Annotated in this window: 25 protein-coding genes; 14 read left to right on the forward strand and 11 right to left on the reverse strand. The window is 69.8% G+C overall.

The window, feature by feature from the left end; translation table 11 throughout:
• Positions 1-6: 6 nt before the first annotated feature.
• From QHF85_RS12890 to QHF85_RS12900, 3 genes are all read right to left on the reverse strand, one after another.
• Entirely contained in the window at positions 7-927 is a 921-nt protein-coding gene (locus tag QHF85_RS12890; protein ID WP_281327446.1) for a hypothetical protein, read from the reverse strand.
• 96 nt (positions 928-1,023) lie between these two features.
• Positions 1,024-1,788: a hypothetical protein gene (locus QHF85_RS12895; protein ID WP_281327447.1), complete on the reverse strand. Its 765-nt coding sequence runs from the start codon at positions 1,786-1,788 to the stop codon at positions 1,024-1,026.
• Positions 1,789-1,810: 22 nt separating this feature from the next.
• Positions 1,811-2,116 (reverse strand): YfhL family 4Fe-4S dicluster ferredoxin, encoded by a 306-nt coding sequence (locus QHF85_RS12900; RefSeq protein WP_281327448.1) that lies wholly within the window; start codon positions 2,114-2,116, stop codon positions 1,811-1,813.
• A gap of 317 nt (positions 2,117-2,433) precedes the next feature.
• Here QHF85_RS12900 and QHF85_RS12905 point away from each other — a divergent pair, with 317 nt between their 5' ends.
• The 8 genes from QHF85_RS12905 to lpdA all read left to right on the forward strand — a co-directional run bounded on the left by QHF85_RS12905 (position 2,434) and on the right by lpdA (position 10,840).
• Positions 2,434-3,084 (forward strand): hypothetical protein, encoded by a 651-nt coding sequence (locus tag QHF85_RS12905; protein ID WP_281327449.1) that lies wholly within the window; start codon positions 2,434-2,436, stop codon positions 3,082-3,084.
• 60 nt (positions 3,085-3,144) lie between these two features.
• Positions 3,145-4,176, forward strand: coding sequence for a HEAT repeat domain-containing protein (locus QHF85_RS12910; RefSeq protein ID WP_281327450.1), 1,032 nt, complete (start codon positions 3,145-3,147; stop codon positions 4,174-4,176).
• Complete coding sequence (locus QHF85_RS12915) at positions 4,173-5,204, forward strand: tocopherol cyclase family protein (protein ID WP_281327451.1); 1,032 nt, start codon at positions 4,173-4,175, stop codon at positions 5,202-5,204. Before QHF85_RS12910 ends, QHF85_RS12915 begins: the two co-directional genes overlap by 4 nt.
• On the forward strand, positions 5,201-5,815 hold the full coding sequence (locus QHF85_RS12920; RefSeq protein WP_281327452.1) for a DUF4149 domain-containing protein: 615 nt from the start codon (positions 5,201-5,203) through the stop codon (positions 5,813-5,815). Before QHF85_RS12915 ends, QHF85_RS12920 begins: the two co-directional genes overlap by 4 nt.
• Positions 5,816-5,950: 135 nt before the next feature.
• Complete coding sequence (locus QHF85_RS12925) at positions 5,951-7,150, forward strand: hypothetical protein (RefSeq protein ID WP_281327453.1); 1,200 nt, start codon at positions 5,951-5,953, stop codon at positions 7,148-7,150.
• Between the two features lie 103 nt (positions 7,151-7,253).
• The gene (locus QHF85_RS12930) at positions 7,254-8,048 is read left to right on the forward strand and encodes a hypothetical protein (RefSeq protein WP_281327454.1); all 795 of its coding nucleotides are present in this window, start codon (positions 7,254-7,256) and stop codon (positions 8,046-8,048) included.
• Positions 8,049-8,099: 51 nt separating this feature from the next.
• Positions 8,100-9,269 (forward strand): thiamine pyrophosphate-dependent dehydrogenase E1 component subunit alpha, encoded by a 1,170-nt coding sequence (locus tag QHF85_RS12935; protein ID WP_281327455.1) that lies wholly within the window; start codon positions 8,100-8,102, stop codon positions 9,267-9,269.
• Between the two features lie 161 nt (positions 9,270-9,430).
• Positions 9,431-10,840: a dihydrolipoyl dehydrogenase gene (gene lpdA / locus QHF85_RS12940; RefSeq protein WP_281327456.1), complete on the forward strand. Its 1,410-nt coding sequence runs from the start codon at positions 9,431-9,433 to the stop codon at positions 10,838-10,840.
• A gap of 60 nt (positions 10,841-10,900) precedes the next feature.
• Here lpdA and QHF85_RS12945 read toward each other — a convergent pair whose 3' ends face one another.
• Positions 10,901-11,881, reverse strand: a complete 981-nt coding sequence (locus tag QHF85_RS12945; RefSeq protein ID WP_281327457.1) for a hypothetical protein — start codon at positions 11,879-11,881, stop codon at positions 10,901-10,903.
• 82 nt (positions 11,882-11,963) lie between these two features.
• Here QHF85_RS12945 and QHF85_RS12950 point away from each other — a divergent pair, with 82 nt between their 5' ends.
• Positions 11,964-13,451 carry a vWA domain-containing protein gene (locus QHF85_RS12950; protein WP_281327458.1) on the forward strand — a complete coding sequence of 496 codons (1,488 nt, stop codon included), beginning with the start codon at positions 11,964-11,966 and terminating at the stop codon, positions 13,449-13,451.
• Between the two features lie 26 nt (positions 13,452-13,477).
• On the opposite strand, the gene QHF85_RS12955 is transcribed toward QHF85_RS12950, so the two are convergent.
• A complete protein-coding gene (locus tag QHF85_RS12955) occupies positions 13,478-13,927 on the reverse strand; it encodes a hypothetical protein (RefSeq protein WP_281327459.1) in 450 nt (149 codons plus the stop codon).
• 86 nt (positions 13,928-14,013) lie between these two features.
• On the opposite strand from QHF85_RS12955, the gene QHF85_RS12960 reads away from it, so the two are divergent.
• Positions 14,014-15,474, forward strand: a complete 1,461-nt coding sequence (locus QHF85_RS12960; RefSeq protein ID WP_281327460.1) for a cellulase family glycosylhydrolase — start codon at positions 14,014-14,016, stop codon at positions 15,472-15,474.
• Positions 15,475-15,566: 92 nt separating this feature from the next.
• On the opposite strand, the gene QHF85_RS12965 is transcribed toward QHF85_RS12960, so the two are convergent.
• The gene (locus tag QHF85_RS12965) at positions 15,567-17,717 is read right to left on the reverse strand and encodes a S9 family peptidase (protein WP_281327461.1); all 2,151 of its coding nucleotides are present in this window, start codon (positions 17,715-17,717) and stop codon (positions 15,567-15,569) included.
• Between the two features lie 229 nt (positions 17,718-17,946).
• Between QHF85_RS12965 and QHF85_RS12970 the strand changes: the two genes are divergently transcribed.
• Entirely contained in the window at positions 17,947-19,494 is a 1,548-nt protein-coding gene (locus tag QHF85_RS12970; RefSeq protein ID WP_281327462.1) for a deoxyribodipyrimidine photolyase, read from the forward strand.
• A gap of 86 nt (positions 19,495-19,580) precedes the next feature.
• Here QHF85_RS12970 and QHF85_RS12975 read toward each other — a convergent pair whose 3' ends face one another.
• Both QHF85_RS12975 and QHF85_RS12980 read right to left on the reverse strand, forming a co-directional pair.
• Positions 19,581-19,910 (reverse strand): KGG domain-containing protein, encoded by a 330-nt coding sequence (locus QHF85_RS12975; RefSeq protein WP_211365420.1) that lies wholly within the window; start codon positions 19,908-19,910, stop codon positions 19,581-19,583.
• Positions 19,911-19,967: 57 nt separating this feature from the next.
• Positions 19,968-20,195 carry a KGG domain-containing protein gene (locus tag QHF85_RS12980; protein WP_281327463.1) on the reverse strand — a complete coding sequence of 76 codons (228 nt, stop codon included), beginning with the start codon at positions 20,193-20,195 and terminating at the stop codon, positions 19,968-19,970.
• Positions 20,196-20,393: 198 nt separating this feature from the next.
• Between QHF85_RS12980 and QHF85_RS12985 the strand changes: the two genes are divergently transcribed.
• Positions 20,394-21,110 (forward strand): molybdopterin-dependent oxidoreductase, encoded by a 717-nt coding sequence (locus QHF85_RS12985; RefSeq protein WP_281327464.1) that lies wholly within the window; start codon positions 20,394-20,396, stop codon positions 21,108-21,110.
• Positions 21,103-21,690 (forward strand): PepSY-associated TM helix domain-containing protein, encoded by a 588-nt coding sequence (locus QHF85_RS12990; RefSeq protein ID WP_281327465.1) that lies wholly within the window; start codon positions 21,103-21,105, stop codon positions 21,688-21,690. Before QHF85_RS12985 ends, QHF85_RS12990 begins: the two co-directional genes overlap by 8 nt.
• A gap of 15 nt (positions 21,691-21,705) precedes the next feature.
• On the opposite strand, the gene QHF85_RS12995 is transcribed toward QHF85_RS12990, so the two are convergent.
• The 3 genes from QHF85_RS12995 to QHF85_RS13005 are packed head-to-tail and all read right to left on the reverse strand — an operon-like array spanning position 21,706 to position 24,679.
• On the reverse strand, positions 21,706-22,200 hold the full coding sequence (locus tag QHF85_RS12995; protein WP_281327466.1) for a cupin domain-containing protein: 495 nt from the start codon (positions 22,198-22,200) through the stop codon (positions 21,706-21,708).
• Positions 22,197-23,003 (reverse strand): patatin-like phospholipase family protein, encoded by an 807-nt coding sequence (locus QHF85_RS13000; protein ID WP_281327467.1) that lies wholly within the window; start codon positions 23,001-23,003, stop codon positions 22,197-22,199. Before QHF85_RS13000 ends, QHF85_RS12995 begins: the two co-directional genes overlap by 4 nt.
• Before the next feature lie 26 nt (positions 23,004-23,029).
• On the reverse strand, positions 23,030-24,679 hold the full coding sequence (locus QHF85_RS13005) for a sigma-54 dependent transcriptional regulator (RefSeq protein ID WP_281327468.1): 1,650 nt from the start codon (positions 24,677-24,679) through the stop codon (positions 23,030-23,032).
• Between the two features lie 236 nt (positions 24,680-24,915).
• On the opposite strand from QHF85_RS13005, the gene QHF85_RS13010 reads away from it, so the two are divergent.
• Positions 24,916-26,259 carry an alkaline phosphatase family protein gene (locus QHF85_RS13010; RefSeq protein WP_281327469.1) on the forward strand — a complete coding sequence of 448 codons (1,344 nt, stop codon included), beginning with the start codon at positions 24,916-24,918 and terminating at the stop codon, positions 26,257-26,259.
• Positions 26,260-26,264 lie beyond the last annotated feature (5 nt).

The following is a 26,264-nucleotide window of genomic DNA, read 5'->3' on the forward strand; positions in this document are numbered from 1 at the left end:
CGTTCGTCAGGGCGACGAAGGCGCGATCGTCGCGCGACCGACGACGGACAGGTCGAACCGCAGCTCACCCGCGTCGATCCCCGCGGCCGCGAAGCCACCCTGGCGCATGCGGTGCACCGAGAGCGCGACCGTCGCGGGGAGCGCGCCCCAGGTCTTCTTGTCGAGCACCGACTGCGGGATCACGCCTTCGCCCGAATCGTTGTAGGCGCAACGAATGCCCGCGCCGCTCGACGCCGTGAGATCCACGTACACGAGGTCGCCCACCGCGGGCGCTTCGCTCGTGTTCCACCGCAAGATCGCCGCCGTCCCTTCCTCGAAGACCACGCCCTCCGCGAGCGCGGTTTCACCGAGACGAACCCGCTCCGGCGCGCTCGGCGCGTCACCCTCGATCGCGAACGGATTCAGCGTCGCCGAGCCCGTGCTCTCGAGCACGTACCGCGCGGGCGCCGGCAGATCGCTCTGCGCATCACGCGACGTGTAAAACACGCCCGAGACGAACGCTCCGAGGTCCGGGAATGCCCGCGTCGCCAGCGGCATGCGCGTCGTGCCGGTTTGGATCGACAGATCGCCGACGTCGAGCAGCTCGATCGTGCCGAGCGCGGAGAGCGCATCGGAGTCCTCGGCCGCGGCGAACGACGTGAGCGCGATACACTCGCCCGCGCCCGGCAGCTCCAGCCACGATCCACCGATCACACGCTCGGCCACCTCGGGATCCGCGCCGGAAGCGAGGCGCATGAACTTCGCCGACACGTTCGTCTGGACGAACTCGCCCTCGGCGACGCTACGTTCGACGAGGACGATTGCCTCGGTCGTGGATCCGGTCGCGCTCGTGATGTCGTCGGCCTCGGCCACGGGGGCCGAGCAACCGCCCACGACAACGCCGAGAGAGGCGAGGAGCGCGGGCAGCGGGACGTTCGAGGAGCGCATGATCCCCAGTCTATGGCGGGTCCACGGCGTGGGCAAGCGCCTCGCCCGAGGTCGCTCCCCTGGCCCTGATTCTCGGCCGAATTTCGCGCGAAATGCTCAGAAGCCGACGATCAGCGCGCCCGCCGGGGTGAGCGAGAACTGATCGAACGAGACGTCCGTGGCGCCCAGGCTGCCCGAGACCGTGTGCCAGTCGCCCCCGACCTCGAGGGCCACGTGCACATGACGGAACCCGAGCCGGAGGCCCGCCACCATGCCGACCCGGACGTGCTCGCCCGCGAGCGTCAAAGGCTTCGCGGGATCCGCGCTGGGGAGGGCGCCGCGCACCCAGGAGATCCCGGCCCGCGGGCCGATCCACCCCGAATAAAGCTCCCCCGTGCTCTTCCAGCCAATCAGCAGCGGCACGTCGAGCCCCCCACCGAGCAGCGAGCCCGCGTCGTTGTTCCCCGCGCTCGGTCGCCCCGACAAGATCAGCTCGCCGCCGAGCCCCAGCGAGAGCGCGACGCTCTTGCTCAACGTGAAGGCGTGCCGTCCGTCCAGACGAACCGCCCGCCCCGAGTAGGTCAGCCCCGCCTCGTTCGAGCCCGCGATGCCGGCGCGTCCGCCCACCCACGGCGCGACGGCAGGCGCGATCGTTCGATCCTGGAGGACCGTCTCGGCCTGCGCCTCGTCCGTTCCAGGCGCGCTCGGGAGCGCGGCGAGGACGGGCTGGCCGGACAAACCCGCGCCCAGCGTGACCTTGCCGGGCGAGAGGACGTGTGCGGGGTGAAGGAGGGGAGCGCCGCCGCCGCAACCAGCCAGGCCCAGCGCGCAAAGCGCAAGGGCGAGCGGCCAGAGCTTGGGGCGGGCCGGGGGCGGATGCACCTCGGGGCGGCGCTCCTCTTGGCTACTTGCGGAAGCGGGAGGGAAAGTCGTTCTTGGCGACCTTCGTCTTGAGCTCGCCGTCGTCCGGGTGCAGGCGGGAGGCCCGAGCGATGAGCGCCTCCTCGGTCTCCACGCGCTTCGGGTCGGGCAAGCAGCACTCCACCGGACAAACCGCCTGGCAGGCCTCGTGGTCGTAGAAGCCGACGCACTCGGTGCAAAGCTCGGGGTCGATCACGTAGATCTCGTCGCCCTCGCTGATCGCCTCGTTGGGGCACTCCGGCTCGCAAGCGCCGCAGTTGATGCAATCTTCGGTGATGAAAGTAGCCATGGGGTTGCTTCGTCCTCCGGGGGTGCGGTCCGGAATTTCCCGGTATCTAAAGGGCGGCGCCCCGGCTGTCAATTCGAGCGTTCCGCACGTTCGAGGAGGGCCGGTCTTTGCGCCGCGCGCCCTCCAGACCATGGGCGGGCAGGGAGCGGCGCCCCCATCCTGCAGTGCCCCGGGCCATCCGTCCAGAGCAAGGCCGCCGCCCGCGATCGAGCGCGCCACGGTCGACCCCGATCGGCCGGTGGATCCGGGCCGCGTCGCGCCGTCTGCGGCGCCCGGTTGCACGCCGGCCCGAGGCCCGTTAGTACGCTTGCCCTGCGATGCCCCGACCCCGCGTGATCACGCTCTTCCTCGCCGCCTTCGTCGCTGCGCTCGCCGGCTGCACGCCGAAGATCGGGGACGACTGCACCAACTCGCTCGATTGTTCGCAGGTGGGCGACCGCCTCTGCGACAGCACCCAGCCCGGCGGGTATTGCACCATCTTCGGGTGCGAGCCCGACAAATGCCCCGAGGGCGACGGGGTCTGCGTCGCGTTCTCGTCGGAGCTCGATCCCGCCTGCGGCGCCGCCGACGACGCGAGCTGGGGCCGCTTCGGGCGGACGTTCTGCATGGCCGGCTGCGAGGACGACAGCGACTGCCGCAGCGGCTACGAATGCGCCCGCCCGTCCGAGCGCGCCGCGAGGGTGATCGACTTCGAGCCGATCGCCGAGCGCATCTGCGTCGTGAAGATCCCGCCGCCGCCGGTCTCGACCGAGGTGCCGCAGATCTGCCTGCCGGCCGAGGCGCCCAAACCGCCGCCGCCCTGGGTCCCCACGGGAGCCGGCGGCGCAGGTGGAGCGGGCGGCGCTGGCGGAGCTGGTGGAGCCGGCGGTGCTGGAGGCGCAGGCGGAGCTGGAGGCGCAGGCGGCGCAGGCGGAGCTGGCGGCGCTGGTGGTGCTGGCGGCGCTGGAGGCGCGGGCGGCGGTCCCTGAGGTCTTTCCGGGCCATCCGCGGGAAGTGATCCGGCACCCGCCGTGCTAGCCTCGCCGCGCATGTTCCGGGCGCCCGCGCTTCCCCGCACCCTCGACGCCGCCCTCCGCGACGTGGGCTCGTCCAAAGCCTCCGTGCGCGAGGACGCCGTGCGTGATCTCGTTCGCCACGCCGAGGACGCACGCAGCCAGGTCGTGCGCGCCCTCGAACGCGCGCTCTCCGACGAAGCCGCGCCCGTCCGCTCGGCAGCCGCGCTCGCGCTGGCCGACGTGGGCGCGAACGAAGCGCTGTCCGCCCTGCTCGTCGCCATCGAGGACGACGACGTCCACGTGCGGCAGATGGCGCTCACCGCGCTCGGCGAGATCGGCGACAGCCGCGCGGCGCAGAGGCTCGCCCGTGCGCTCGAAGATTCCCGCGCGGAGGTGCGGTTCCAGGCCGTCATCGCGTACGCCCGCGTCTGCAAGGATCGCGCGTCCGTCGTGGAGGCTCTCGCCGCTCGCACGCGCGACGCCGATCCGCTCGTTTGCCACATCGCGCTCCGCATGGCCGAGGAGATCGGCAGCGAGGAGGGCGAGCACGTGGTCGACCCGATCCTCGCAGCGCGGGCGCGTGACCTCGTCGCGCACGCGTCCCCCACGGTGCGCGTCGCCGCGGCCGTGGTCCTCGGACGCGCCGGGGATCATGCGGGGGCGAAGGTGCTCGCGTCGGTGGTGAACGGAGCGATCAAGACGGAGGACGCCGAGGACGAGGCCGCCGCGATCGAGATCGCAGGAGAGCTCGGCCTGGAAGAGGCGCGCGTGGGGCTCGAGCGGCGCGCGTTCGGCGGCGCGTTCGTCTTCGGCCGCGACCGTTTTTCCTGGCACGCGCGCGTGGCGCTCGCGAGCATGGGCCACGACCGCGCCACGCGCGAGATCGTCGGCGAGCTCGGCTCGTGGGATCGCAACAAGCGCACGCTCGCGGTCGCCGCCGTGGGTCGCGCGCGCATCCGCGCGGCCCGCACGATCCTCGCGGCCATGGAAGGGGATCCGTCGCGGGCCGACCCGCACGCCGTGAGCGAGGCGCTCCTCGCGCTCGCGGAGGACGAACCGGCATGAACGAACCGAGAGATCCGAACGCCGTCCGCTTCGATCCCGCGGCCGGGGCCGATCACGTCGAGAGCTACTTCCTCAAAGCGAACGACCCCGCGGGCGACCGCGCGATCTGGATCAAGGCCACGATCTTCGCCTCCGCGCGCGAGCCTGGCCGCGCCCTCGCCGAGGGCTGGGCGATCGCCTTCGATCGCCGCGGCGGCCAGAGCAAACACGTCGCCGTCAAGCACGTGCTCCCCTATGCGGACGCGCTCTTCGGCAAGGAGGGCCTCGACGTCGCCTGGAGCCTCCCCGTGGCCGGCGGCTCCAGCGAGGAGCGCATGCGCATCCGGCCGGGCGAGACGCATGGACGCATCGCGCGACGCGAGCACTCGATTCGCTGGGACCTTCGCTTCGAGGGCGAGGCGAGCCCGTTCGTCCCGTTCCCGCACGCCTCGATGTACCGCGGCAAATTCCCTCGATCGAAGACGCTCACGCCGTACCCCGACCTCGTGTTCTCGGGCGAGGTCGAGGTGGACGGCGAGCGCTGGGATCTCTCCGGTTGGCGCGGCATGCAGGGGCACAACTGGGGCCGCGGGCACGCGGATCTCTATGCCTGGTGCCACGTCAACTCGTGGGAAAGCGAAGCAGACCTCGTCGTCGAAGCGCTCTCTGGCCGCGTCCGCGTGGGCCCCGTGCTCACGCCGCTCGTCACGCTCGTTTGCGCGCGTTTCCGCGGCGTGACCTACACCTGGAACGCGCCGCTCGAGATCGCTCGCGCGCACGGCGACGTCGGCCGCAGGCGCTACAGCTTCTCCGCCGAGGGCCGCGCCGCGCGGATCGAGGGCTCGTTCGAGGCGGAGACGGACGACATGGTCGGCCTCTACTACCCGAACCCGGACGGCCCCATGACGTACTGCTTGAACACCAAGCTCGCGCGCGCGCACGTGCGCTTCGAGGCGTCGGGCAGGCCGCCCGTCGTCGTGAAGAGCCGCGCCGCCGCGCTCGAGATCGGCACGCGCGACGCCGACCACGGCGTGAGGATGCACGTATGAACGACACCTTCACCGAGGCCGATCTGGCCCCCGATCCGCAGGAAAAGCGGGACCGAATCCTCGCCGTCGTCGATCGCGTCGCGGCCCTCGTCGCCGTCCTCGCGGGCGGCGTGTACATCGGCGGCGCGGTCGCGCTCGGCGCCGGCGCCGCGCCCATCGTCTTCGGCATGCTCCCTCGGCCGATCGCGGGTGACGTGATGGGCGCGGTCTTCGCGCGCTTCGATCCGATCGCCCTCGGCGCGGCCCTCGCGGCGCTCGCCGCCGAGGTCACGCGCACGCTCGCCACGCATCGCCGCGGCCGCACCCTCCTCTCGCGCTTGCGCCGCTCGTGCACGCTCTTCATGGCCGTCTCCGTGGCCTACGTCGGCCTCTCGCTCACGCCGCGCATCCGTGATCTGCACGCGAAGGGCGTGCAGCGCGACGACACGCCGCAGGGCCAGCTCCTCGAAGCCGTGCACCATCGCGCGGAGCTCTTCGGCAAGATCGGCATGGGGATGGCCTTCGGTCTCGTCGTGCTCACCGTCTTCACCCTTCAGCCGCGGAAGCCGGAGGACGAGGAAGACGACGACGACGCGGTCGCGCCCTTGCCGCCTGGCCCTCGCGACGACTGACGCGCGGCCCTGCGGGCGGGCGGGCGCTGGCCCTCGCGCGGCTCCGCAGGTATGCTTTGGCCTTCCGGAAGGCGAGGTTTGCTGCCCGTCACGCGGGTGGCCTGGTCTTTCTTTTCGTTCGCGTGGAGGCGGCCGATGAAGATGAAGAGCGTTTGGTGGGTCCTCACGACCCTTGGATTGACCGTCGGGCTCGTGGCCAACAACACGGGCTGCGGGAGCGACAACAGCACCGGGGGATCTGGTGGCACCGGCGCCACGGGCGGCGAGGGCGGCTCGGGCGGGATCGGCGCCACGGGTGGGACCACCAGCACGGGCCCCATGGATTCGGGGGAATGGCTCGGCGCGGCGTGCACGACCGACGCCGACTGTGATCCCGGGACCTGCATCGTCGCGGACAAGGACGACGCGGTCTTCCAGGGCGGCCCGCAGAACGGCTACTGCAGCAAGACCTGCAAGACGAGCGGCGATTGTCCGGGCGTCGGCAGCATTTGCTACAAGGGCGCGGACAGCAGCGCGGCCGAGGGACGTTGCCTCGCATCGTGCGAGGTCAACAACCCCACGGGCATGTACATCAACGACCCGCTCGACGAGTTCAAGTGCCACGGGCGCGAGGACGTCGCGTGCATCCGGATCACGGCGGGCGACGTCTGCATCCCGACCTGCGCGAACGACGAGGCGTGTGGCGAGGGCCGCATCTGCGACCTCGCCAACGGCATCTGCGTGAGCACCGTCTCGCCGGGCAAGGACTTCGGGGCCGTTTGTGACCCGAAGGCGGCCACGGACGAGTGCGGCAACGGCGTGTGCATCGGCGGCCTCTCGGACGGCAAGGGCTTCTGTTCCGGCCTCTGCACGCTCGACGGGGATGTCGGTTACGGCGATTGCGGCGGCCTCGGGAACGGCCTCTGCGTCTTCTCGCCGGTCGTGATGGGCTGCACCCCCTCCGCGGGAATGTCCTGCACCGGCCCCGGCGACATCGGGTTCTGCACGAACAGCTGCAAGAGCCACGAGGACTGCATCGCCCCCGATAGCTGGTGCTGGGGCATCATCCAGGGCAACCCGGCCATGGTCGGCTACTGCTTGCCGATGCCCAAGTGCGACGGAGGCCAGGCGGACTGCGGCAATGCGGCGAACGGCCTGACCTGCACCGACACCGTGCACGGCAAGTACTGCGTCGACCTCGAGTATCCGCTGGGCGCGCTCGGCGGCGGCGGCGCCGGTGGTGCTGGCGGCATGGGCGGCGCGGGTGGCGCTGGCGGTGCTGGCGGCGGCATGGGCGGCGCGGGCGGCGCCGGTGGTGCCGGCGGCGGCATGGGCGGCATGGGCGGCATGCCCTGAGCCCTCGCGGACGCTGACGTAGGAGCGCGAAGAGGCCGCGGCGGGCTCGCTGCGGCCTCTTCCTTTTCGAAGCCTCGATGCGGCTCGTGGTATCGTCCCGGGCATGTCGCCGATCCGCTTGGCTTCTCTCGTCGTCGGTTTGCTCTCGGCAGGGCTGCTCCTTGGTTGTCCGGGCACGGAAGCCGAGAACCCGACGAGCGGCTCCGCGGGCACGGGCGGCGTCGGCGGCGAGGGCGGCGCGGGCGGCGCCGGCGGCATGGCGACGTCCTCGTCGGGCACGGGCGGCACGCCCACGTGCACCGATTACAGCGACGTCGAGGAGACGGAGTGCAAATTGCTCGCGCAGGACTGCCAGGGCCCGAACGAGTCCTGCCGGCCGAACGGCGCCGGCACGGGCACGGTCTGCGAGGGCGGCGCGGGCATCAAGGGGGTCGGCGCGACGTGCTCCTCGGCCAGCGGCGAGTGCGGGATCGGCCTCCATTGCGTCTTCGGTTATTGCTCGCCCATTTGCTGCCAGAACGAGCCCGGACCCTTCTGCGGCAGCGCCAAGTGCAACGTCCACAACGACTACGGCAACAAACGGCTCTGGCTCTGCAATTTCGCCAAGTCCTGCACGCTCTTCGACGGCAAGGAGTGCGAGAACGGCTTCCCGTGCCGCCTGACCGTGCTCGAGGACGAGCTCTCGCTCTGCGTCCCCTTGTCGCCCACGCCCGCCCCCGAGGGCGGGGCGTGCAGCGACCTCAACGACTGCGGCGCGAACCAGCGCTGCGTGAGCAACATGTGCCGGTATAGCTGCCTCAACATGGGGTGGCAGGGCCTCGAGCCGGACGCGGGCGGTTGCCCGATGGGCCAGACCTGCAAGCCCGAGACGCCGACGTACGGCGTCTGTAGCCCCTGAGCGAGAGCTTCACCCTCTACAGCCGGGCGGATTCGCGCTAGGTTCGCCCGCATGCACGACCACGACGTTGAGGCGCAAGGGGCAGCGATGGAGGCGGCACCTCGCGCGGACGAGGCCCCGGACCTCGGGCTCCTCCGCGTGCTCCGCGACGACGGCAGCGCCGATCCCGACACCGACCCCGGCCTGTCGCCGCACGTGCTCCTCCGCGCCTACCGCGAGATGAAGCGCGTCCGCCTCATCGACACGCGCATGATGCTCCTGCAGCGCCAGGGCCGCATCCACTTCGCCGGCGAGTGCCGCGGCCAGGAGGCGACGCCGATCGGGACGGGCCTCGTGCTCGAGCGCGACGACTGGGTCTTCCCGGCCCTGCGCGAGAGCGCGATCATGCTCGTGCGAGGCTTCCCGCTGAAGAGCTACATCGCTCAGTACTTCGGCAACGCGGGCGACGTGCTCAAGGGCCGGCAGATGCCCTCGCACATGAGCGGCCGCGCCGTGAACCAGGTCGCGTGGTCGAGCTGCATGGCCACGCAGCTCCCGCACGCCGTCGGCGCCGCCTGGGCCGCGAAGATGCGCAAGGACCGGAGCGTCGTCCTCGGCTTCGTCGGCGACGGCGGCACGAGCGAGCCCGACTTCCACAACGCCTTGAACTTCGCGGGCGTCTTCAAGGTCCCCTGCGTCCTGGTTTGTCAAAACAACCACTGGGCGATCAGCGTCCCCGCGGCGAAGCAGACGGCCTCGACCACGTTCGCGGTGAAGGGCCGCGCGTACGGCGTCCCCTCGGTGCGCGTCGACGGCAACGACGTGCTCGCGGTCTACCGTGTCGTCAGCGACGCTGTCGCGCGCGCGCGGAGCGGCGGCGGGCCCACGTTCATCGAGTCTTTGACCTACCGCATGGGCGCGCACTCTTCGAGCGACGATCCCACGCGGTATCGCGCGCAGGAGGAGGTCGACACGTGGGCGCAGCGCGACCCGATCGTGCGCCTGCGCCGCCACCTCGTCCACCGCGGCTTGATCGACGAGGCGGAGGAAGCCGCGCTCGAGGACGGGCTCATGGCCGAGATCAGCGCGGCGATCCAGGAGGTCGAGGCGCTCGGCCCGCCCGCGCGCGAGACGCTCTTCGAGGACGTCTACGCGGAGCTGCCGTGGCACCTCGCGGAGCAGCGCGCCGAGGTCCTGGCGAACCGCCCCTACGGGGGCTCGCAGGGTGGCTCCGGGCATTAGCTGACGATGGGGGGGTCCGAGAACCCCCCCAAACCCCCCGGATTTGGCGCTGACTCTGGGTGCCCCCTGGCCGGCCGCTTTTTCCGCCCCCACCTTTCGCCCGACATGGTAATCCGCGCCCAAAAGGGGCTGTCGGCCCGCGTTCCACCTTGGAGAATCGGATGAAGACCTACGACGCGATCGTCATCGGCAGCGGCCCCGGCGGCTACGTCTGCGCGATTCGGCTCGGCCAGCTGAAGCAGAAGACGCTGTGCATCGAGAAGGAAGAGGTGGGCGGCGTGTGCCTCAACTGGGGCTGCATCCCGTCGAAGGCGCTCATCAACGCGGCGCACACGTACGAGAAGGCGCACTCGTCGATGGCGACGATGGGCATCAAGCTCGGCTCCGTCGAGCACGACCCGAACGCGATGCAGGACTGGAAGGAAGGCATCGTCAAGCGCCTCACGGGCGGCGTGCGAGGCCTGCTCAAGTCGAACGGCGCCGACCTCATGGCGGGCACGGCGACGCTCGTCTCGCCGAACCGCGTCGAGGTGAAGAAGGCCGACGGCACGGTCGAGACGATCGAGGCGACGAAGGGCATCGTCCTCGCGACGGGCTCGTCGACCATCGAGATCCCGAGCTTCAAGTTCGACGGCAAGCAGATCATCGGCGCGAAGGAGGCCGTGAGCCTGCGCGAGGTCCCGAAGCGGCTGCTCGTCATCGGCGGCGGCGTGATCGGGCTCGAGCTCGGCATGGTCTACCAGGCGTTCGGCGCTGAGCTCGTCGTCGTCGAGGCGATGCCCACGCTGCTCACGGGCGTCGATCAGGACTGCGTGAAGGTCGTCGAGCGCCGCATCCAGAAGCGCGGCGGCAAGATCTTCAAGAACGCCAAGGCCATGGGCTACGAGAAGCAGGCCGACGGCTCGGTCGCCGTGAAGCTCGACGTCGAGGGCAAGCCCGAGACGGTCGTCACGGACGTGGTCCTCGTCGCGGTCGGCATGCGCCCGAACTCGCGCGGGATCGGCCTCGAGAACGTCGGCGTGAACATCGACAAGCGCGGCTTCGTGCCTGCGGACGAGTTCGGCCGGACGAACGTCCCGACGATCTACTCGATCGGCGACCTCTCGGGCCCGCCCATGCTCGCGCACAAGGCCTCGAAGGAGGGCGAGATCATCGCGGAGGTCATCGCGGGCCACAAGGCGGCGAAGGACTGGGCGTGCATCCCGGGCGCGATCTTCACGGATCCGGAGATCGCGACGGCGGGCCTGACGGCCGAGGAGGCGCAGGCGAAGGGCATCGAGGTTTCGGTCGGCAAGTTCCCGTTCGCGGCGCTCGGCAAGGCGATGGCGATGATGGAGACCGACGGCTTCGTGAAGGTCGTGACCGACAAGAAGACGAAGCAGGTGCTCGGCGTGCACATCGTCGGCCCCGAGGCGAGCACGATGATCAGCGAGGGCGCGCTCGCGCTCGAGATGGCCGCGTTCGCCGAGGACATCGCGCTCACGATCCACCCGCACCCGACGCTCGGCGAGGCGTTCATGGAAGCCGCCGCGCACGCGATGGGCGCGGCGGTCCACATCGTGAACCGCTGAGAACGATTCCTTCACGCCCATCCCCTCTCCCGCTCGGGAGAGGGGCCGGGGTGAGGTCGTTCAGCCCGCCTCCGCCCCCTTCCGCTCGAAGCACTCCTCCGGCACCTGCCGCTTCTTCCGCGTGACGCGCGTCGCCTCCACGAAGGCCGCCGTCACCGGATCGTGATACCCGCTCGCCCCGCGTAGATCCGGCACGATCGCCTGGTAGTGCCGCACGATCCTCCCCATCAGGATCTCGCGCATCCACTTGCCCACCATCGACGCGAGCGCGACGAGCAGATCCGTCGCGTCCCCATCCCGCACGAACGCGATCTCCCCGAGCCCCGGGAACATGTACGCGCTCCTCGCGCGCGTCTCCTCCAGCACCACGTGCATCCGCCCGCCGAGCGGCCCGAACGCACTGCCGTACTTCCCGAACCCGCCCACCTTCCCGCAGACCGCCTGCACGTCCTGCCCCGCGTCGCTCCGCATCGACAGGATCAGCCGCTCCATCGCGTGCAGATCCATCTGAAACCGATTCTTCCCCGCCGCGAGCCCCTCGTTCAGCCGCTTCGCGCAGAGCACCTCGCTCCGCACCGCCACGATCGACACCCCCTTCTTCTCCAGCCGATCGAGGTCGCCGTGGATCGTCTTCACGAGCTCCGCGGGCGCCGTGAACGCCTCCGCGTCCGCGCCCCAGCACTGCGCCTCCACGTGGGGCGGACACGCGGCCCGCAGCTCGGCGCGATCCTCGCTGGCGATCGCGTGCGCGAGCTCGTCCGGCGTCCGCGCCGCTGCCGCGCGCCCTCCGCCTCGCTCCACCAGCGCGCGGGCCCAGGCCTCGGCGAGCCCCACGTCCCCGTAGGCCACCATCGCCTTCGAGTCCCCGAGCCGCTCGGCCAGGCCTCCGCGCGGCTTTCGCCCCACGATCGCCGCGCCTTCCTCCGTCACGCGCGCCATCACCGCCGTGACCAGCATCGGCCCGAGCCGGGGCCCGAGGCCGTTTTCGTCCGCGCCGATGCGGAAGCCCATCGCCTTCTCCATCGCGCCGAGCTTTGCCATGAACGGACGCCCGCGTCATCGCGGTCACGACGTGCTCGATCGCCCCTTTCCGGTTCGATTGGCGTATCCTACGGGCACCCTGATGAGCGCAGGCGGGCGAGCGAGCCGGTTCCTGGGTGCCTTCGTGGTGGTCGCCACGGTGGGTTTGTCTGCGTGCGCGCCTCCCGCGCTCACCCGCGACGGCCAGCTCGTCTTCGCGCCTTCCGGCGGCCGCCGCGGCGCCTCCGTCATCACCGCGAACGGCGTCGAGTTCATGGACGCCACGGAGCTGCCCAAGCCTGTCGTTCGCCGCAGCCCGAACGATCCCTGGACCCCGCCCACCGGCTTCCTCGTCCCCAAGGACGGCATCTGGCGCAAGACATCGAGCCCCGTCGCGCTCTCTGGCCGCGGCCTCGCCGTCGTCGTTCGGTCGAGCGACACCCTCGTCCCGAGCTGGGGCGGCGAGGTCCTCCTCCGCATCGACGCCATCGCCCCGGCCGACGCGTTCCCCGCGGCCAAACCCTCCGTCCGCGAGCCGCGACGCCTCGCCATCGTGCTCGACGGCCGCAACCCGAACACCGCGTCGCTCGCTCGCATCGCGCTCGAGGACCTCGGCGATCGCGATCGCGTCGCCATCATCGACGCCTCCGGCCCGCGTGTCGTCGTCCCTCCTTTGCCGGGCTCGCATCGCACCTTGCTCGACGGCGCCGTCACGCGCGTCCTCGAACGCCCGCGCGGTGGCGCTGCGGTCGCGAACACGCGCGACCTCGCGGGCGCCCTCGCCCTCGCGCGAGGGTTCGTCGGGGTGAAGATCGCCGAAGGCGCAACGCTCCCTTCCGCGGGGCAAGTCCTCGTCCTCAGCGATGGCATCGGCGTCGCGCAGGCCGGCCTCCGCCTCGCGAACGAGGTCGCCTCCTTGCGACGCGCGAACGTGCGTGTCTCCGCCGTCGGCACGCCCGATCGCCTCGACGTCGCGCACCTCGCGCCGCTCGGCGACGACGTCTTCGCCGGCGGCGCCTTCGCGGATCGGGAAGACGCGGTCGCTCGGATCGTCCCTCCGCCGGGGGACGTCGTCCTCGAAGACGTCGAGCTCACGGTCCACTCGGTCCCTGCGCCCGTTCGTGTGCTCGAAGTCTCGGGCGGGCTCGCCGCGCTCTCGCTCGATCATGACCGCCTCCTGCTCGGCGACCTCTACGCGGGCGAGGCGCGCACCGAGATCGCGCGGATCGCCATGCCCGTGTGGGTCCCGGGCGAACCTTGCGAGATCACCGTCTCGGCGCGGTACCGCGACGCTGCCACGGGCACCTGGCACACGGCCAGCCGCACCATCGACGCGCGGTACGAAGACGACGTCGAGCGCATCGCCAGCGCGCGGCATGGCGACGTCATCGCGTATGCCTCGGCGCTCGCCATGGTCCGGCGCCTCGGCCGCATTTTCCAGGGCAGCCGCTTCGACGACCTCGGCGGCCTCCGCCCTGTCGTCACCCTCCAGGCCGACTCGCTCGCCGCGCTCTCCCGATCGAGCCACGACCCTGCGCTCGGCACGCAGGCCGAGGTCCTCCGCACGCTCCTCGGCGCGATCGAGGATTGAGCGACGCTACCTCGTCGTAATGGTATTCATTGACAAACGTCGCCCGGGCCATCGGCGACCGTGTAACACTTCTTCCCTTGCGGACAGCCGTCGTTCGGCTCGCCGCGCCGGCATCGCACCACGCACGCGTGGAACATCGGCCCGCGCGGCCCGGCGACCCCGTAATACGACGCGCAACTCTCGCCTGCGCCGCACGTCCTGCCCCCGCACGACCCGCCTGGCTGCGTCGGCGCGGCCGGCTCCGGGTTGCTCGTCGCGCTGACCGTCGGCATCGGCGTCCCCGTCGTGTTCTCCGGCATCGGGATCACCACGGTCGTCGTCGGGGCAGGCTCGTTCGGCGGGACGGCCGTCGTCGAGCCGCTCGGCGCCGTCTCCGCCGGCGCGTTGCCCGTCGTCTGTGGAGAATCGGGCGGCTGCGCGCCGCCATTGCAGGCCGAGAGGAGCAGGACCGCCGCGATCGAGCCGAGGAGACGCATAGGGACCGCGAGCTTAGCAGAGCCGCCCGGCCTCTGCCCATCACGCGCCGTGACAGCGCCCACGCCGTGCCGCTACCATTCGCCTCGTGCAACCTTTTCGCTTCCTCCTCGCCCTCTCGGCCTCACTCCCCCTCGTCGCGTGTGGCTCCACCGACACGCCGGCTCTCCCGGACGCCCCTCGCTGCGAAATTGCGCTCCCGGCGCCCCCGGACCACCGCCTCGCGCCGGACGGCACCGTCCTTCGCGACGCCCTCGGCCGCATTGTCTACCTCCGCGGCGTCAATGCCGGTGGCCGCAGCAAGTTCGCGCCTTTCGTCCCCTTCGATTTCGCCTCCACCGAGGCTTCTTTCCAGGAATCCCTCGATCATTACCTCGATCGTGCCGCCTCCTGGGGTGTCTCCGCGCTCCGCGTCCCTTTCGTCTGGGCCGCGGTCGAGCCTACGCAGGGCATGGACGACGAGACCTTCCTCGCTCGTTACGACGCTCTCCTCGACGGCGCGTGGAAACGCCGCATCTGGACGATCGTCGATTTCCACCAGGACATCTATTCCGACGTCTATTGCGGCGACGGTTTTCCGGCCTGGACCCTCCCGTTCCCCACGCCCGAGCCGCACCACGATTGCGCCGACTGGTTCACGGGTTACTCCAAGGACGAGGACGTCCGCGCGGCCTTCGACAAATTCTGGTCCGACGAGCACGGCGCCCGCACGGCCTTCCGCGCCCTCTGGGAGCGCGTCGCGGCCCGCCACGCGACCCGCCCCGGCGTCCTCGGCTACGAGCCCATGAACGAGCCGCACCAGGGAACGGCGGACCTGAAGACGTGGGAGCAAACCGTCTTGACGCCCTTCTACACCGAAATGGCGGCGCTCCTCCACGCGAAAGACCCGACGGCGCTCGTCTTCTTCGACGCCACGGGCACCGATGGGATCGGCGCTTCCACGTACCTCGACAAACCCGAAGGCGAGGGCCTCGTCTTTGCGCCGCACTGGTACGACTCGGTCGCCCTCTTCGGCGGCACCCCGGCCCCTTCGAATGCGCTCACGTACCTATCGAGGTGGGCCGACAAGGGCCGCGAGTGGAACATGCCTGTCCTCATCGGCGAATCGGGCGTCCCGCGTGAGCTCGAGACCGCGGGCGAGTACGTCACGGCCGTCTACGACGCCATGGACGAAAATGCCCTCCATTTCACCTACTGGGAGTACAGCGATTCGAAGGAGACCTGGAACTTCGAGGACCTCTCCCTCGTCGATTACGAGGGCCAGGAAGCGACCGCGATCACCTCGGTCGTCGCCCGCCCTTATCCCCGCGCCGTCGCCGGCGAGGCGCCCTCGTTCCGTTACGACGCCGCCGCCCGCACGTTTGCCCTCACCTACGACGCGCCCATGGAAAACGGCGTCACCGAGATCTCCGTCCCGGAGCGCAATTATCCCGAGGGCTACCGCGTCGAGCTCTCGAACGGCTGCGTCGACGCCACGCGCCCCGGCCTCCTGCTCGTCCGCCCCGCCGCAGGACAAACCCGCGTCGAAGTCTCGATCGTCCCTCGCTGAAAACACAAAAACCCCCTTTACCGCAGGCAAAACAAAACCCCCTCTCCCGCGGGCGGGAGAGGGGGCTGGGGGTGAGGGTCGTTCAGGAAGAACTACTTCTTCGGCAAAGCCTCCCCGATCCCGTACACCTGCTCCGCGCCCGCCGGCACCTGCAGGCTCGACCCCTTGAAGTCATCCCCCACCGGCTCGACCGGCCCGCCCAGGCATTGCGCCAGGAACGTCTCGGCCACTGCATTGAAGCTCATCCGGTTCTCCGGCCGCGCGAACCCGTGCCCCTCGTCCGGGTAGAGCACGTACGTCACCGGGATGTTCTTCGCCTGCATCGCCTTCACGATCTGATCGCTCTCGGCCTGCTTCACGCGCGGATCGTTCGCGCCCTGCCCGATGAGCAGCGGCTTCTTGATCCTGTCCACGTGCGACAGCGGGCTCCGGTCCTCCAGGAGCTTCGAGCCCTCGGCCGTCCCGGGATCGCCCATTCGCTTGTGGAACGTCGCCACCAGCGGCGCCCAGTACGGCGGGATCGTCGCGAGCAGCGTCTTCAGGTTCGACGGCCCCACGATATCGACGCCGCAGGCGAACTGGTCCGGCGTGAACGTCAGCCCCACGAGCGTCGCGTATCCGCCGTAGCTCCCGCCCATGATCGCCACCTTCGCGCCGTCCGCGACCTTCCCGTCCACGGCCCATTTCACCGCGTCGATCAGGTCGTCGTGCATCTTGCCGGCCCACTCGTTGTTCCCGGCGTTCAGGAACTTCTTCCCGAACCCGGTCGAGCCGCGGAAGTTCACCGACAGCACCGCATACCCGCGGTTCGCGAGCCACTGGTGCATCGGGTTCAGCCCCCAGATGTCTCGCGCCCACGGCCCGCCGTGCACCAGAAGCACCATCGGCAGCGGCTTGTCCGGACGACCGTCCACCTCGGGATCCGACGCCTTCGGCAGCGTCAAATAGCTCACGAGGTCGAGCCCGTCGCGCGACTTGATCACCACGGGGTGCATCTTCGCGAGCGGCTTGCCTTCGAGCGCCTTCAGATTCGTGAACAGGAATTCCGTCTTCTTCTTGTCGCGATCGTACCGGTAGAACTTCACCGGCCCGTCCGAGGGCACGATCGCCACGAGCCAGCGCTTGTCGTCGAGCGTCCGGCTGAGCACGCGCAGCTCCCCGTCGCCGAGCTTGCCGAGCAGGTCGAGGTCCGGCTGGATCGACTTGTCGATCGTCTGCCACGTCGGCTTGTCGAACACGGCCGCCGCCGCCTGCAGCTTGCCCGTCTTCGGGTGGCTGATGAAGCGCTGCACGTCCGCCTTCGCGTCCTCGAGCAGCAGCTTCGCCTTCTTCGTCGCGAAATCGAGCTCGAAGAGCGCCGCCGTGTTCCGGCCGCGGCTATCGAGCAGGTAAAGCGACTTGCCCGACCCGTCGAAGCCCACGGGGTTCGTCGTCTCGGCGTCCTCGAAGGGCACCGTCAGGAACGGCTCGGGCTCCTTGCCCTTCTCCTTCGGCTTCGCGTTCGGGTCGACGAACACGTCGCCGCCGTCGGGGGCCTTGCGCATCGCCAGCCGGACCTTGAAATCATCGTCCGTCTCGAAGCCCGCGTAGTTCGCCTCGTTCTTGAAGACGAGCTTCTTCTCGCCGGTCTTGATGTCGATCCGGTAGAGGTCGTGCACCTTCTTGTCGCGGTCGTTCAGCCCGACCAGCACCTCGCCGGGGATCTTCTGCGACGTCCCCGAGATGCGCGCCGCGATCCCGTCGATCGGCGTGAGATCCTTCGTCTCGCCCTTCTTCAAATCGACGGCGTAGAGGTGCCAGTTCTCGTCGCCGCCCTTGTCCTGCGCGTAGAGGATGTGGTCGTTCGTGTAGGCCCAGAAGTATTGCCGGATGCCGCGCACCTTGTCGCTCGTCACCGGCTTGGCCTTCGACGGGTCCTCCGCGGGGCCGACCCACACGTTCATCACGCCGTCCACGGGCGCGAGGAACGAGATCTGCTTGCCGTCGTGGCTGAGCTGCGGCCCCGTGCGGTCGGGGTTGCCGAAGAGCACGTCGCGCGGGATGAGCGACGCATCGACCCGCGGCGCGGCCGGGCCCTTCACGGCCGCCGTGGCGGCCGGCGGCGGCGTCGCGTCGGCCGTGCGCGCGGGCGGCGGGGGCGGCGGCGTCACGGGCGCCGGAAACTCCGTGGTTTCGGCGCAAGCGGCGACGCCGACGAGCAGCGACAGGACGAATGACAGGCCGATCTTCTTCGCGAGTGCCATCGGGCAAACCTCCCTCATGCGTACCCGGAGGTGGACGCTCCCCACCGGTTCGTGTGACCGACGCCTTCATACTCCAAGAGCCGGTCGGGCGTCCCGAGCCTCTTGCCGAAAAAAATGTGTCCTCGACATGTGGACTGTGTCACCGTTTGGCGATTTTGCGTGCCTCTTCCGACCTCGCCCCTTGCCGGTCGGTGCGCGTGGCTTAGGGGAACCACGCCGGGACATGGCCATGACGAACCCCGACCCTGACACGCTCCTCCGCGCGACCCGCGTCCCCTCGGACCGCGTGCGCCTGGCGAACGACCACGATCTCCGCCCCGAGGGAGCCTTCGTCCTCTACTGGATGACGGCGGCGCGGCGCACCCATTTCAACTTCGGCCTCGAACGTGCTGCGGAATGGGCGCGCGCCCTCGGCCGCCCCCTCGTCGTCCTCGAAGCCCTGCGCGCCGGGTATCTCCACGCGAGCGACAGGCTCCACGCGTTCGTCCTCCGCGGCATGGCCGACAATGCCCGCCGCCTCGCCGAGGCCGGCGTCACGCATCACGCCTACGTCGAGCCTCGCGCCGGCGCGGGCAAAGGCCTCGTCGCCGCGCTCTCGGCCCGCGCGTGCGTCGTCGTCACCGACGATTTCCCCACGTTCTTCCTGCCGCGCATGATCGCCGCCGCGGCGAAGCAAATCCCCGTCCGCTTCGAGCAGGTCGATTCCAACGGCCTCCTGCCGATCTACGCCCCCGACCGCGCCTTCCCCACGGCCTTCTCGTTCCGGGCGTATCTCCAGAAAAACCTCCTCCCGCACCTCCGCCGCCGCCCGCTCCCCGATCCTCTCGCCGAGGGCCTCCCGGCCGCCTCGAAAGGCCTCCTCCCGCAAGACCTCCTCGCGCGCTGGCCCGCCGCCTCGCCCGATCTGCTCGCCGCCTCGCCCGCGGCGCTCGCGGCGCTCCCGATCGACCACTCGGTCCCCGTCGTCACGCGCATTCCGGGCGGCTCCGAGGCCGGCCGCGCCGCGCTCGCGCGGTTCCTCCGGACGAACCTCATCCGCTACGAAACCGAGCGCAACGACCCCGACGCCCGCGCGACGAGCGGCCTCTCGCCGTATCTTCATTTCGGCCACGTCGCGACACACGAAATCTTCGCCGAGCTCGAGCGGCTCGAAGGATGGAACGAAAAAAAGGTCAAACCCGCGCGTGGCCGGCGCGAGGGCTTCTGGGGCATGAGCGCGCCCGTCGAGTCCTTCCTCGACGAGCTCGTCACCTGGCGCGAGATCGGCCTGAACCTCTGCGCCCTCCGCCCGGACGACGCGCAGCGCTTCGAATCGCTCCCGGACTGGGCCCAGAAGACCCTCGCCGATCACGAAACCGATCCTCGCCCGGCCCTCTTCACCCTCGCCGAGCTCGAGGCCGCGCGCACGACCGATCCCCTCTGGAACGCGGCGCAACGCGAGCTCCTCCGCGACGGCCGCATCCACAATTACCTGCGCATGCTCTGGGGCAAACGTGTCCTCGAATGGTCCCGCACCCCGCGCGAGGCCCTGGCCGCGCTGATCCACCTCAACGACAAGTACGCGCTCGACGGCCGCGACCCGAACTCCTATTCGGGCATCCTCTGGACCTTCGGCCGCTACGACCGCCCCTGGGGCCCCGAACGGCCGATCTACGGCACGGTCCGCTACATGAGCTCGGCGAACACGCAGAAGAAGCTCGACCTCGAGCGCTACCTCGTCGAGTTCGGCGGCCCGGACGACGCCGCTCGTCGGGACAAACGTTACGGCCGCAAATGAGTTGAGGACCGGGCGGAAGTTCCTTTATCCACCCGGCCCTCGCTGGCATTCATGTTTCGACGCGCCGCAGCGCGACGCGCGAAGGACTACTTCTTCTCGCCTCCGCCTTCTCCTTCGGATTGCTTTCCCTCCTCGATCAGCTCCTTCACGCGCTGACCGCCCTTGTGTCCAATCTCGGAGTAGAACTCGGGGCCGTACTTGTCGCGAACGGTCTCGCCGCCCTTTTGCCCGCCCTTGTGTCCGATCTCGGAGTAGAACTCGGGGCCGTACTTCTCGCGCACGGTCTCGCCGCCCTTGCGCCCGATCTCGGCGTAACCTTCGGAGCCGAGCTCTTCCTTGCGGGCCTCACCGCCCAGCCGTCCGGCCTCCTCGACGGTCATCTGACCCTTACCGGATTGCTCTTTTTTCTCCGCCATGGTCGTCTCCTGTTCTTTTGGCAATCGCGCGGCGAGCCCGCGCTCGTCGCTCCTGGCTCAGCGTTTCTGGCCTTGGCCTTGGCCGCCGCCCTCGCCGCCCTCGCTCTGCTTGCCTTCCTCGATGAGCTCGCGGACGCGCTGGCCGCCCTTGTGGCCGATTTCCGAGTAGAACTCGGGTCCGTACTTGTCCCGCGTGTGTTCGCCGCCGATGTGCCCGCCCTTCCGGCCAGCCTCTTCGACGGTCATCTGACCTTTGCCGGGTTCGTCTTTGCGCTGCTCTGCCATGTAGTTCCCTCCCAGCTCCTGCCGAACATTCTCCGGCAGACCGAGGTGTCAATGGGGGGGTTCCCCGGAGGAGGGCTCCTCCCGCGCTGCGGGCCCGCCATCGACGTGCGAGAGATCGAGATCGGACCCGCCGTTGAAACCGCCTCGACGCTCGGGCGTAGAACGCTACGATGAGCACGTTCGAACGAGGAGGCTCCCGTGCCGAAGTCCAAGGATGATTTCTCCGAGCTCGACAACGTCATCCGCCGCCGCGCCTTCCTGCGCGCCGCCGCGGCCGGCACAACGTTCCTCGCGCTCGGCGGCGGCACCTATGTCCTCGCCGCCACGGACGATCCGCGGGCCAAGCAGCTCCGCCCCGATGGCCGCCTGCGCCTCCCGCCCGGCCAGCGCATCCTCGACGCGCTCAAGCCCATGGGCGGCGACCCGGGCGACCCGAGCCCGTCGGCCTTCAAGCTGCGCGTCCACGGCGACGTCGACAGCCCGTTCGAGCTCGACTTCGCGGGCCTGCTCGCCCTGCCGCAGACCGAGCAGACGTGCGACGTGCACTGCGTCACGGGCTGGAGCGTGCTCGGCGCTCGATTTACGGGCGTGAAGGTCGCCGAGCTCGCCAAGATGGCGAAGGTGCGCGACACCGTCCGCCACGTGATCTTCGAGGCGGCGAACGGATACACGGCGAACGTCCGGCTCGCCGAGGCGACCGCGCCGAACGTGCTCATCGCGCACAAGCACGAAGGCAATCCGCTCACGCGCCCACACGGCCCGCCGGCCCGCGCGCTTGTGCCCGACCTTTATTTCTGGAAGAGCGCAAAATGGGTGACGGGCGTCCGGTTCATCCGGACCGACCGGCCCGGCTACTGGGAGACGCGCGGCTATCACAACCATGCCGACCCCTGGGCCGAGGAGCGATATGGCTGAGGGCACGCCCGAGCCCCGGCGGCGGCTTTCGCTCCGAGGCCTCCTCCGCACGGTCCATCGAGACGCGGGCAACCTCGCGGTCGGCCTCACCCTCGTGTATGCCGCGTCCGGCCTCGCGGTGAACCACATCGCGGACTGGGACCCGAATTTCAAGAGCCACCAGGCCACGCACGAGCTCGGCGGACCTCTCGAAGGCGACGATCAGGCCGTCGCCGAGCGGGTCCTGCAAAAGCTCGACGTGAAGGGCAAGGCGAGCGACGTCTATCGCGCCGCGCCAAACCAGCTCGAAATCACGCTCGACCGGCGCACGCTCCACGTCGACACGCAGACCGGCAAGGTGCTCGACGAGGGCGAGGAGCCGCGGTTTTTCCTGCGGCTCGCGAACTGGCTGCACCTGAACCGCGGCAAGAAGGCCTGGACGTACGTGGCCGACGGCTACGCGTTCCTGCTCCTTCTGCTCGCGTTCTCGGGGATGTTCATGCTCCCCGGCCGGAAGGGTTTGCTCGGCCGGGGCGGCATCTTCGTGCTCGTCGGCGCGGCCGTGCCGATCGCCTACGTCGTGCTTTCGGGCGGCCCCTGATCGGGCCGCCCCTCTTCATTTCAGCTTTTCGAGCCCGGGGAACGCCTCGGCCGCCTTCGTCTCGAAGATCGAGACCTGCTCGCCCGAGCGCACCATCGTCTTTCCGAGCCGCGGGAACTCGGCGATCTCCGTCGGCTTCTTCTCGCCGCACGACAGGTACACGAGGTCCTCCTCGAACGGGTTCTTGAGGTGGTGGGCGAGCGACGGCGCGGGAAAACCCATGAAATCGCCCGGGCCCACCTCGAATTGCTCGTCGCCGATCTCGGCGATGCCCCGGCCGCTCAGGATGAAGAGGAACTCCTCCTCGCCGTAATGGCGATGATAGATGAACGACTCCTTCCCCGCCGGGATCCGGATCAGATTGACGCCGATCCGCTCGAGCCCCGTCGCCATCCCAAGGAGGTGCCCGTGGATCAGCGAATTCGGGTTGAACGGATGCGACATCGACGCCTCGGGTCCGCGATCGCGGGCCCGGATGAGACACGGTTTTTTCGTGGATTCGTCGCTCATGCCAAACCTCCCTGCACGCGGATCTCGGGGCCCTGCGCGGGCCGGGAGAGCGCGTCTTTCATGGCTCGCGCCGCGATGTCGAACGCCCGCGCGCCCTCGGGCAGCCGGAACGGGCCCACGCGCGGCAAACCGTCGATGACGAGCGCATGCATCCCGGCGCGCTCGGGCACCTTCAGCGAAGGGCTATCGACTTTCCGCCACGGCGAGCGCGACGCGAGGTGATGATAAAAAAGCCGCTCGCCCGAGGGCATCCCGGCAAGCCCGTGCCGGTCGAGGATCCCGCCGTCGAGCAGCGGCCGCCCCTCGTGCCAGACCGGATGAAACAGGCCCGGCACCGTGCACGAGGCCTGGATCGCCGGCGCGAGCGGCCCCTCCGCGAGCACGCGTGTCCCGCGGGAGAACACGTCGTACACGCTCACCGCGAGCGGCACGCGACACCGATCGAACGAGCGCACCGGCAGCAGCGCTTCGAGCCGCGCGCGGAAGAGTTTGCCCGCGAGCAGCCCCGGTCCGAGCCGCACGTCCCAGAAATCCTCGCGCCGGAGCCGCAGAAGCTCGTCGCGGATCGTCACCGCGCTCGCGCCCGCCGCCCAGATCCCGCCCACGAGCGCGCCCGCGCTGGAGCCCGCGACGCGCGCTGGCGTGAGCCCTTCGTCTTCGAGCACGGTCATCACCCCTGCGTGCGCGAAGAACCCGAAGAAGCCCGATGACAGGCCCATGGAAAAAGGACCTTCGCGGAGCCACTCCTGCAGCGTGGGCGTGGGACGAACGGAGGCGTGGGCGGCGGCCGAGGCGGACGACATGGGCGCCGCGCATCCTAGCCCCAGCCTCAGGTTTGTCGATCGGGCGATCCGCCGATCTTGAGCTCGCGCATGCGCCGTTGCAGCGCCACCTTCGACACGCCGAGGTGCTTCGCCATCTGCTCCACGGTCCCCTCACATTCGAGGGAGCTGCGCATGATCTCCTCCCGATCGAGATCACTCGCGCGCCGCACCTTGTGCTGGGCGACGAGCCCGTAGATCGAGGTCCGCGGAATCCCCAGCCGCTCGGCCGTCGCCTTCAGGTCGAAGTTGCACGCGCGCATCGCATCGAGCAGCTCCTCCTCGGTCACGTCGCTCGGCTTGCGGTTGCGGCGCGGCGAAATCGGCTCCTTCGAGACCGGGCCCGCCGCCTCCGCTGCGGTGTTCCAGACGCTCCCGCCCGGGCTCGGGCCACCTCCGCTCGCGGGCGCCGGGGTCGTCGACATCAGCGCCGCGAGCGCCGGACCCGGATCGAGCGGGCCCGTGTCGGGGCTCCCGAGCACGAGCTGACGGACGACATTGCGGAGCTGCCGCACGTTTCCGGGCCAATCGTGGCGGACGAGCGCGGCGATGAACGCCGTGGGCAACCCCATCTTGCTCGCCGTGAGCTGGTCCGCCCTCCCGAAGCGTTCGAGCTCTGCATGGAGGAAATGCACGAGCAGCCGCCCGATATCATCGCGCCTTTGGCGCAGGGGCGGAATCACGAGCTCGTAGCTCGCCAGCCGATGCAGGAGCGGCCCGCGGAAGGCCCCCGTTTGCACCTTGACTTCGAGGTCGGCGTCGGTCGCGGCGACGATACGCGCCTCCGTCTCCCCGATGCGCGAGGCCCCGAGCGTCTGCACCTCGCCCACGTCGAGGGTCCGGAGCAGGTGCGCCTGCACGTCGAGCGGCATCTCGCCCACTTCATCGAGAAACAACGTGCCGTTCTTGACTGCGCCGAAGTACCCCAAATGGCTGCGGACCGCGCCCGTGAACGCGCCCCGGTCGGACCCGAACAGCTCCGAGGCGGCGAGCGCGGGTGGGATGGCGCCCATGTTCACCGCCACGAAAGGCCGACCCCGTCGCGCCCCCGTGTAATGAAGGGCACGCGCGACGAGCTCTTTACCCGTGCCGGTTTCTCCGCGGACGAGCACGGGCACGTCGAGGCTCGCGAGCTGCCGGATCTCGCGGCGCACGCGCTCGATTCCCAGGCTCGCACCCACGAGGCCGAGGTCGTCGTCCGACTCCTGGCGCAGCTCGTCCAGGTGCAAGAGGAGCACGATGCGGTTCGCGAGCTCCAGCACGATCCCGGCCTTCAAATCGCTCGCCGAGAGATCGCGGCAGCCTTCGAGCGGGTTTCCGTTCACGACGACGCGCGCGGGGCTGCCTTGCGTATCGATGCGAATGCATTCGTTTTCGAGCCGGAGCAGGCGAATGGGTGTGCGGCTCACGTGCGCGTCGCCGAGCGGCTCGCGCTTGCTCGAACCCGGGCTCGAAAAGTCGGGCTCGAGCCGCGACAGAAGCACGTCGGTGCCTCCGTAACGTAACGGCAGGAGCGCTCGATCGCCGACCCGGCCCAGCGTCGGATGCCAGACAATCGTCAGCGCCGGTACGTGGGAGATCCCAAACCCAGCCTCGGGGCCGTGTGTCGGTGGGTTGAGCCCATCGAGCGTCGACAGCTCCGCGTCTTGTGAGGGCACGTACCATTGATACCATGAAAAGGGGGTGTCGCACAAGCCTGCGCGCGTCCGACATGTCGACCGACACGTCCGCCGACACGTCGGCGATACGTCCGGCGTGGGCCGTGATCCGAGGAGCATGCCCCCGGTATGTCGAGCCCCTGTGCAAGCTCACGACCCTCGCGACATATTTTTGGCATGCCGCGTGCAATCTCGATTCTCAAATATCGGCGAGCAACCAGTTGGGGAGGTCAGCCGTGCGCGACAAACTGGGGGACATCGACACCCTCGTTGTCATGATGATGCAGAGCAGGTCGTTTGACCATGTCCTCGGCCACTTGAGCCTCGACGGCGGTCCTTACGAGGGGCGGCTCGACGGGCTCGTGGGCACACCGATCGACGGCAAGCTCCTCGATGCGCGGTACGAGAACACCTGCGAGGGGCGTGTTCACCAGCCGCAGGAGATCCGTGACGGCGCAATGGCCGGGGAGCTACCGGAGGATAGCCAGTCCGTCCAGATCTCGCTCGGCCGCAGGATGTCCACCGGCGAGCGGGGCATGGATGGTTTCGTGCGGGCGTATGCGCTCTCCGCGCAGCGCGCGTCGCGGACCTTGCCGATGGGATTTCTCAGGTCCTCGGGCGCGCCCGTCACGAGTTTCCTCGCGAAGAGTTATGCCGTCTGCGACCGCTGGTTCGCTCCGCTGCCCACGGGTATGGCGCCGAACCGGCTCATGGCGACGTGCGGTTATTCGCTCCTCACGGACACCACGTCCCGCCTTCTGCCCTGGCACGAGACGGTCTTCGACTGGATGAAGCGGCGTGGCGTCCGATATCGTGTGTACCACGACGGTTTGTCCTTTTTCACCCTCGGCTCGTGGATGCATGGCGAGGTCACGAGCGATCGGTTCCGTCCGGCGGCTCGGCTCGCGGACGACGTTCGAAGCGAAACCGACGCCACGTTCCCCCAGGTCATTTACATCGAGCCCTCTTATTTCGACGCGCCTTTCCACCTCGGCCGGCCGCCGAACGACAACCGCCCGCCCCTGCCGATGGCGCCCGGCGAGCGATTCTTGCTCCAGGTCTACGAGGCCCTCACGTCGAACCCCGAGCGCTTCGGCCGCACGCTCTTCATCGTCACGTACGCCTCGCACGGCGGCCTGTACGATCACGTCTCGCCGCCGGCCATCCGTGACGGGAAGTTCAACACGACGGGCGTGCGTGTCCCCGCGATCGTCGTCTCGCCGCACGTCGAGCGGGGCACGGTCCACAGCGGCCTGCTCGACCACACCTCGATCTTGCAGCTCATTGCCGAGAAATTCGGCGACGGCGCGTATTCCGAGGCCGTCACGCGGAGGGCCGCGCAGGGGATCGGCAGCGTCTCCGCGGTCCTGAACCGGGGCGCGGCGCGGGCGTCGCTCCCCGTCCCGCCAAGCCCGCCCGAGCGGCCGGGCCGCAAATGCAAGCGCTCGCTCACGCCGCGAACCGAGGGCGCGCTGGCCTTCGACCTCGCCGCGCGCGCCCTCTGCGACCACGCCCCGGCGCGCGTCGCGAGCGCCTACCCGGAACTCTGGCAGGCGATGTGGAACGCCGAGCTGCAATGAAACGG

This window comes from Polyangium sp. 6x1 (assembly GCF_029946515.1).
Taxonomy (GTDB): domain Bacteria; phylum Myxococcota_A; class Polyangia; order Polyangiales; family Polyangiaceae; genus Polyangium.

Bases quoted from the DNA above. Each gene is read 5' to 3' on its own strand.
- QHF85_RS13000 (WP_281327467.1), bottom strand. From the start codon at position 23,003: ATGTCGTCCGCCTCGGCCGCCGCCCACGCCTCCGTTCGTCCCACGCCC.
- QHF85_RS12970 (WP_281327462.1), top strand. From the start codon at position 17,947: ATGACGAACCCCGACCCTGACACGCTCCTCCGCGCGACCCGCGTCCCC.
- lpdA (WP_281327456.1), top strand. From the start codon at position 9,431: ATGAAGACCTACGACGCGATCGTCATCGGCAGCGGCCCCGGCGGCTAC.
- QHF85_RS12900 (WP_281327448.1), bottom strand. From the start codon at position 2,116: ATGGCTACTTTCATCACCGAAGATTGCATCAACTGCGGCGCTTGCGAG.
- QHF85_RS12920 (WP_281327452.1), top strand. From the start codon at position 5,201: ATGAACGACACCTTCACCGAGGCCGATCTGGCCCCCGATCCGCAGGAA.
- QHF85_RS12945 (WP_281327457.1), bottom strand. From the start codon at position 11,881: ATGGCAAAGCTCGGCGCGATGGAGAAGGCGATGGGCTTCCGCATCGGC.
- QHF85_RS12955 (WP_281327459.1), bottom strand. From the start codon at position 13,927: ATGCGTCTCCTCGGCTCGATCGCGGCGGTCCTGCTCCTCTCGGCCTGC.
- QHF85_RS12915 (WP_281327451.1), top strand. From the start codon at position 4,173: ATGAACGAACCGAGAGATCCGAACGCCGTCCGCTTCGATCCCGCGGCC.
- QHF85_RS12950 (WP_281327458.1), top strand. From the start codon at position 11,964: ATGAGCGCAGGCGGGCGAGCGAGCCGGTTCCTGGGTGCCTTCGTGGTG.
- QHF85_RS12930 (WP_281327454.1), top strand. From the start codon at position 7,254: ATGTCGCCGATCCGCTTGGCTTCTCTCGTCGTCGGTTTGCTCTCGGCA.
- QHF85_RS12910 (WP_281327450.1), top strand. From the start codon at position 3,145: ATGTTCCGGGCGCCCGCGCTTCCCCGCACCCTCGACGCCGCCCTCCGC.
- QHF85_RS12975 (WP_211365420.1), bottom strand. From the start codon at position 19,910: ATGGCGGAGAAAAAAGAGCAATCCGGTAAGGGTCAGATGACCGTCGAG.
- QHF85_RS12935 (WP_281327455.1), top strand. From the start codon at position 8,100: ATGCACGACCACGACGTTGAGGCGCAAGGGGCAGCGATGGAGGCGGCA.
- QHF85_RS12995 (WP_281327466.1), bottom strand. From the start codon at position 22,200: ATGAGCGACGAATCCACGAAAAAACCGTGTCTCATCCGGGCCCGCGAT.
- QHF85_RS12980 (WP_281327463.1), bottom strand. From the start codon at position 20,195: ATGGCAGAGCAGCGCAAAGACGAACCCGGCAAAGGTCAGATGACCGTC.
- QHF85_RS12905 (WP_281327449.1), top strand. From the start codon at position 2,434: ATGCCCCGACCCCGCGTGATCACGCTCTTCCTCGCCGCCTTCGTCGCT.
- QHF85_RS12890 (WP_281327446.1), bottom strand. From the start codon at position 927: ATGCGCTCCTCGAACGTCCCGCTGCCCGCGCTCCTCGCCTCTCTCGGC.
- QHF85_RS12965 (WP_281327461.1), bottom strand. From the start codon at position 17,717: ATGGCACTCGCGAAGAAGATCGGCCTGTCATTCGTCCTGTCGCTGCTC.
- QHF85_RS12990 (WP_281327465.1), top strand. From the start codon at position 21,103: ATGGCTGAGGGCACGCCCGAGCCCCGGCGGCGGCTTTCGCTCCGAGGC.
- QHF85_RS12925 (WP_281327453.1), top strand. From the start codon at position 5,951: ATGAAGATGAAGAGCGTTTGGTGGGTCCTCACGACCCTTGGATTGACC.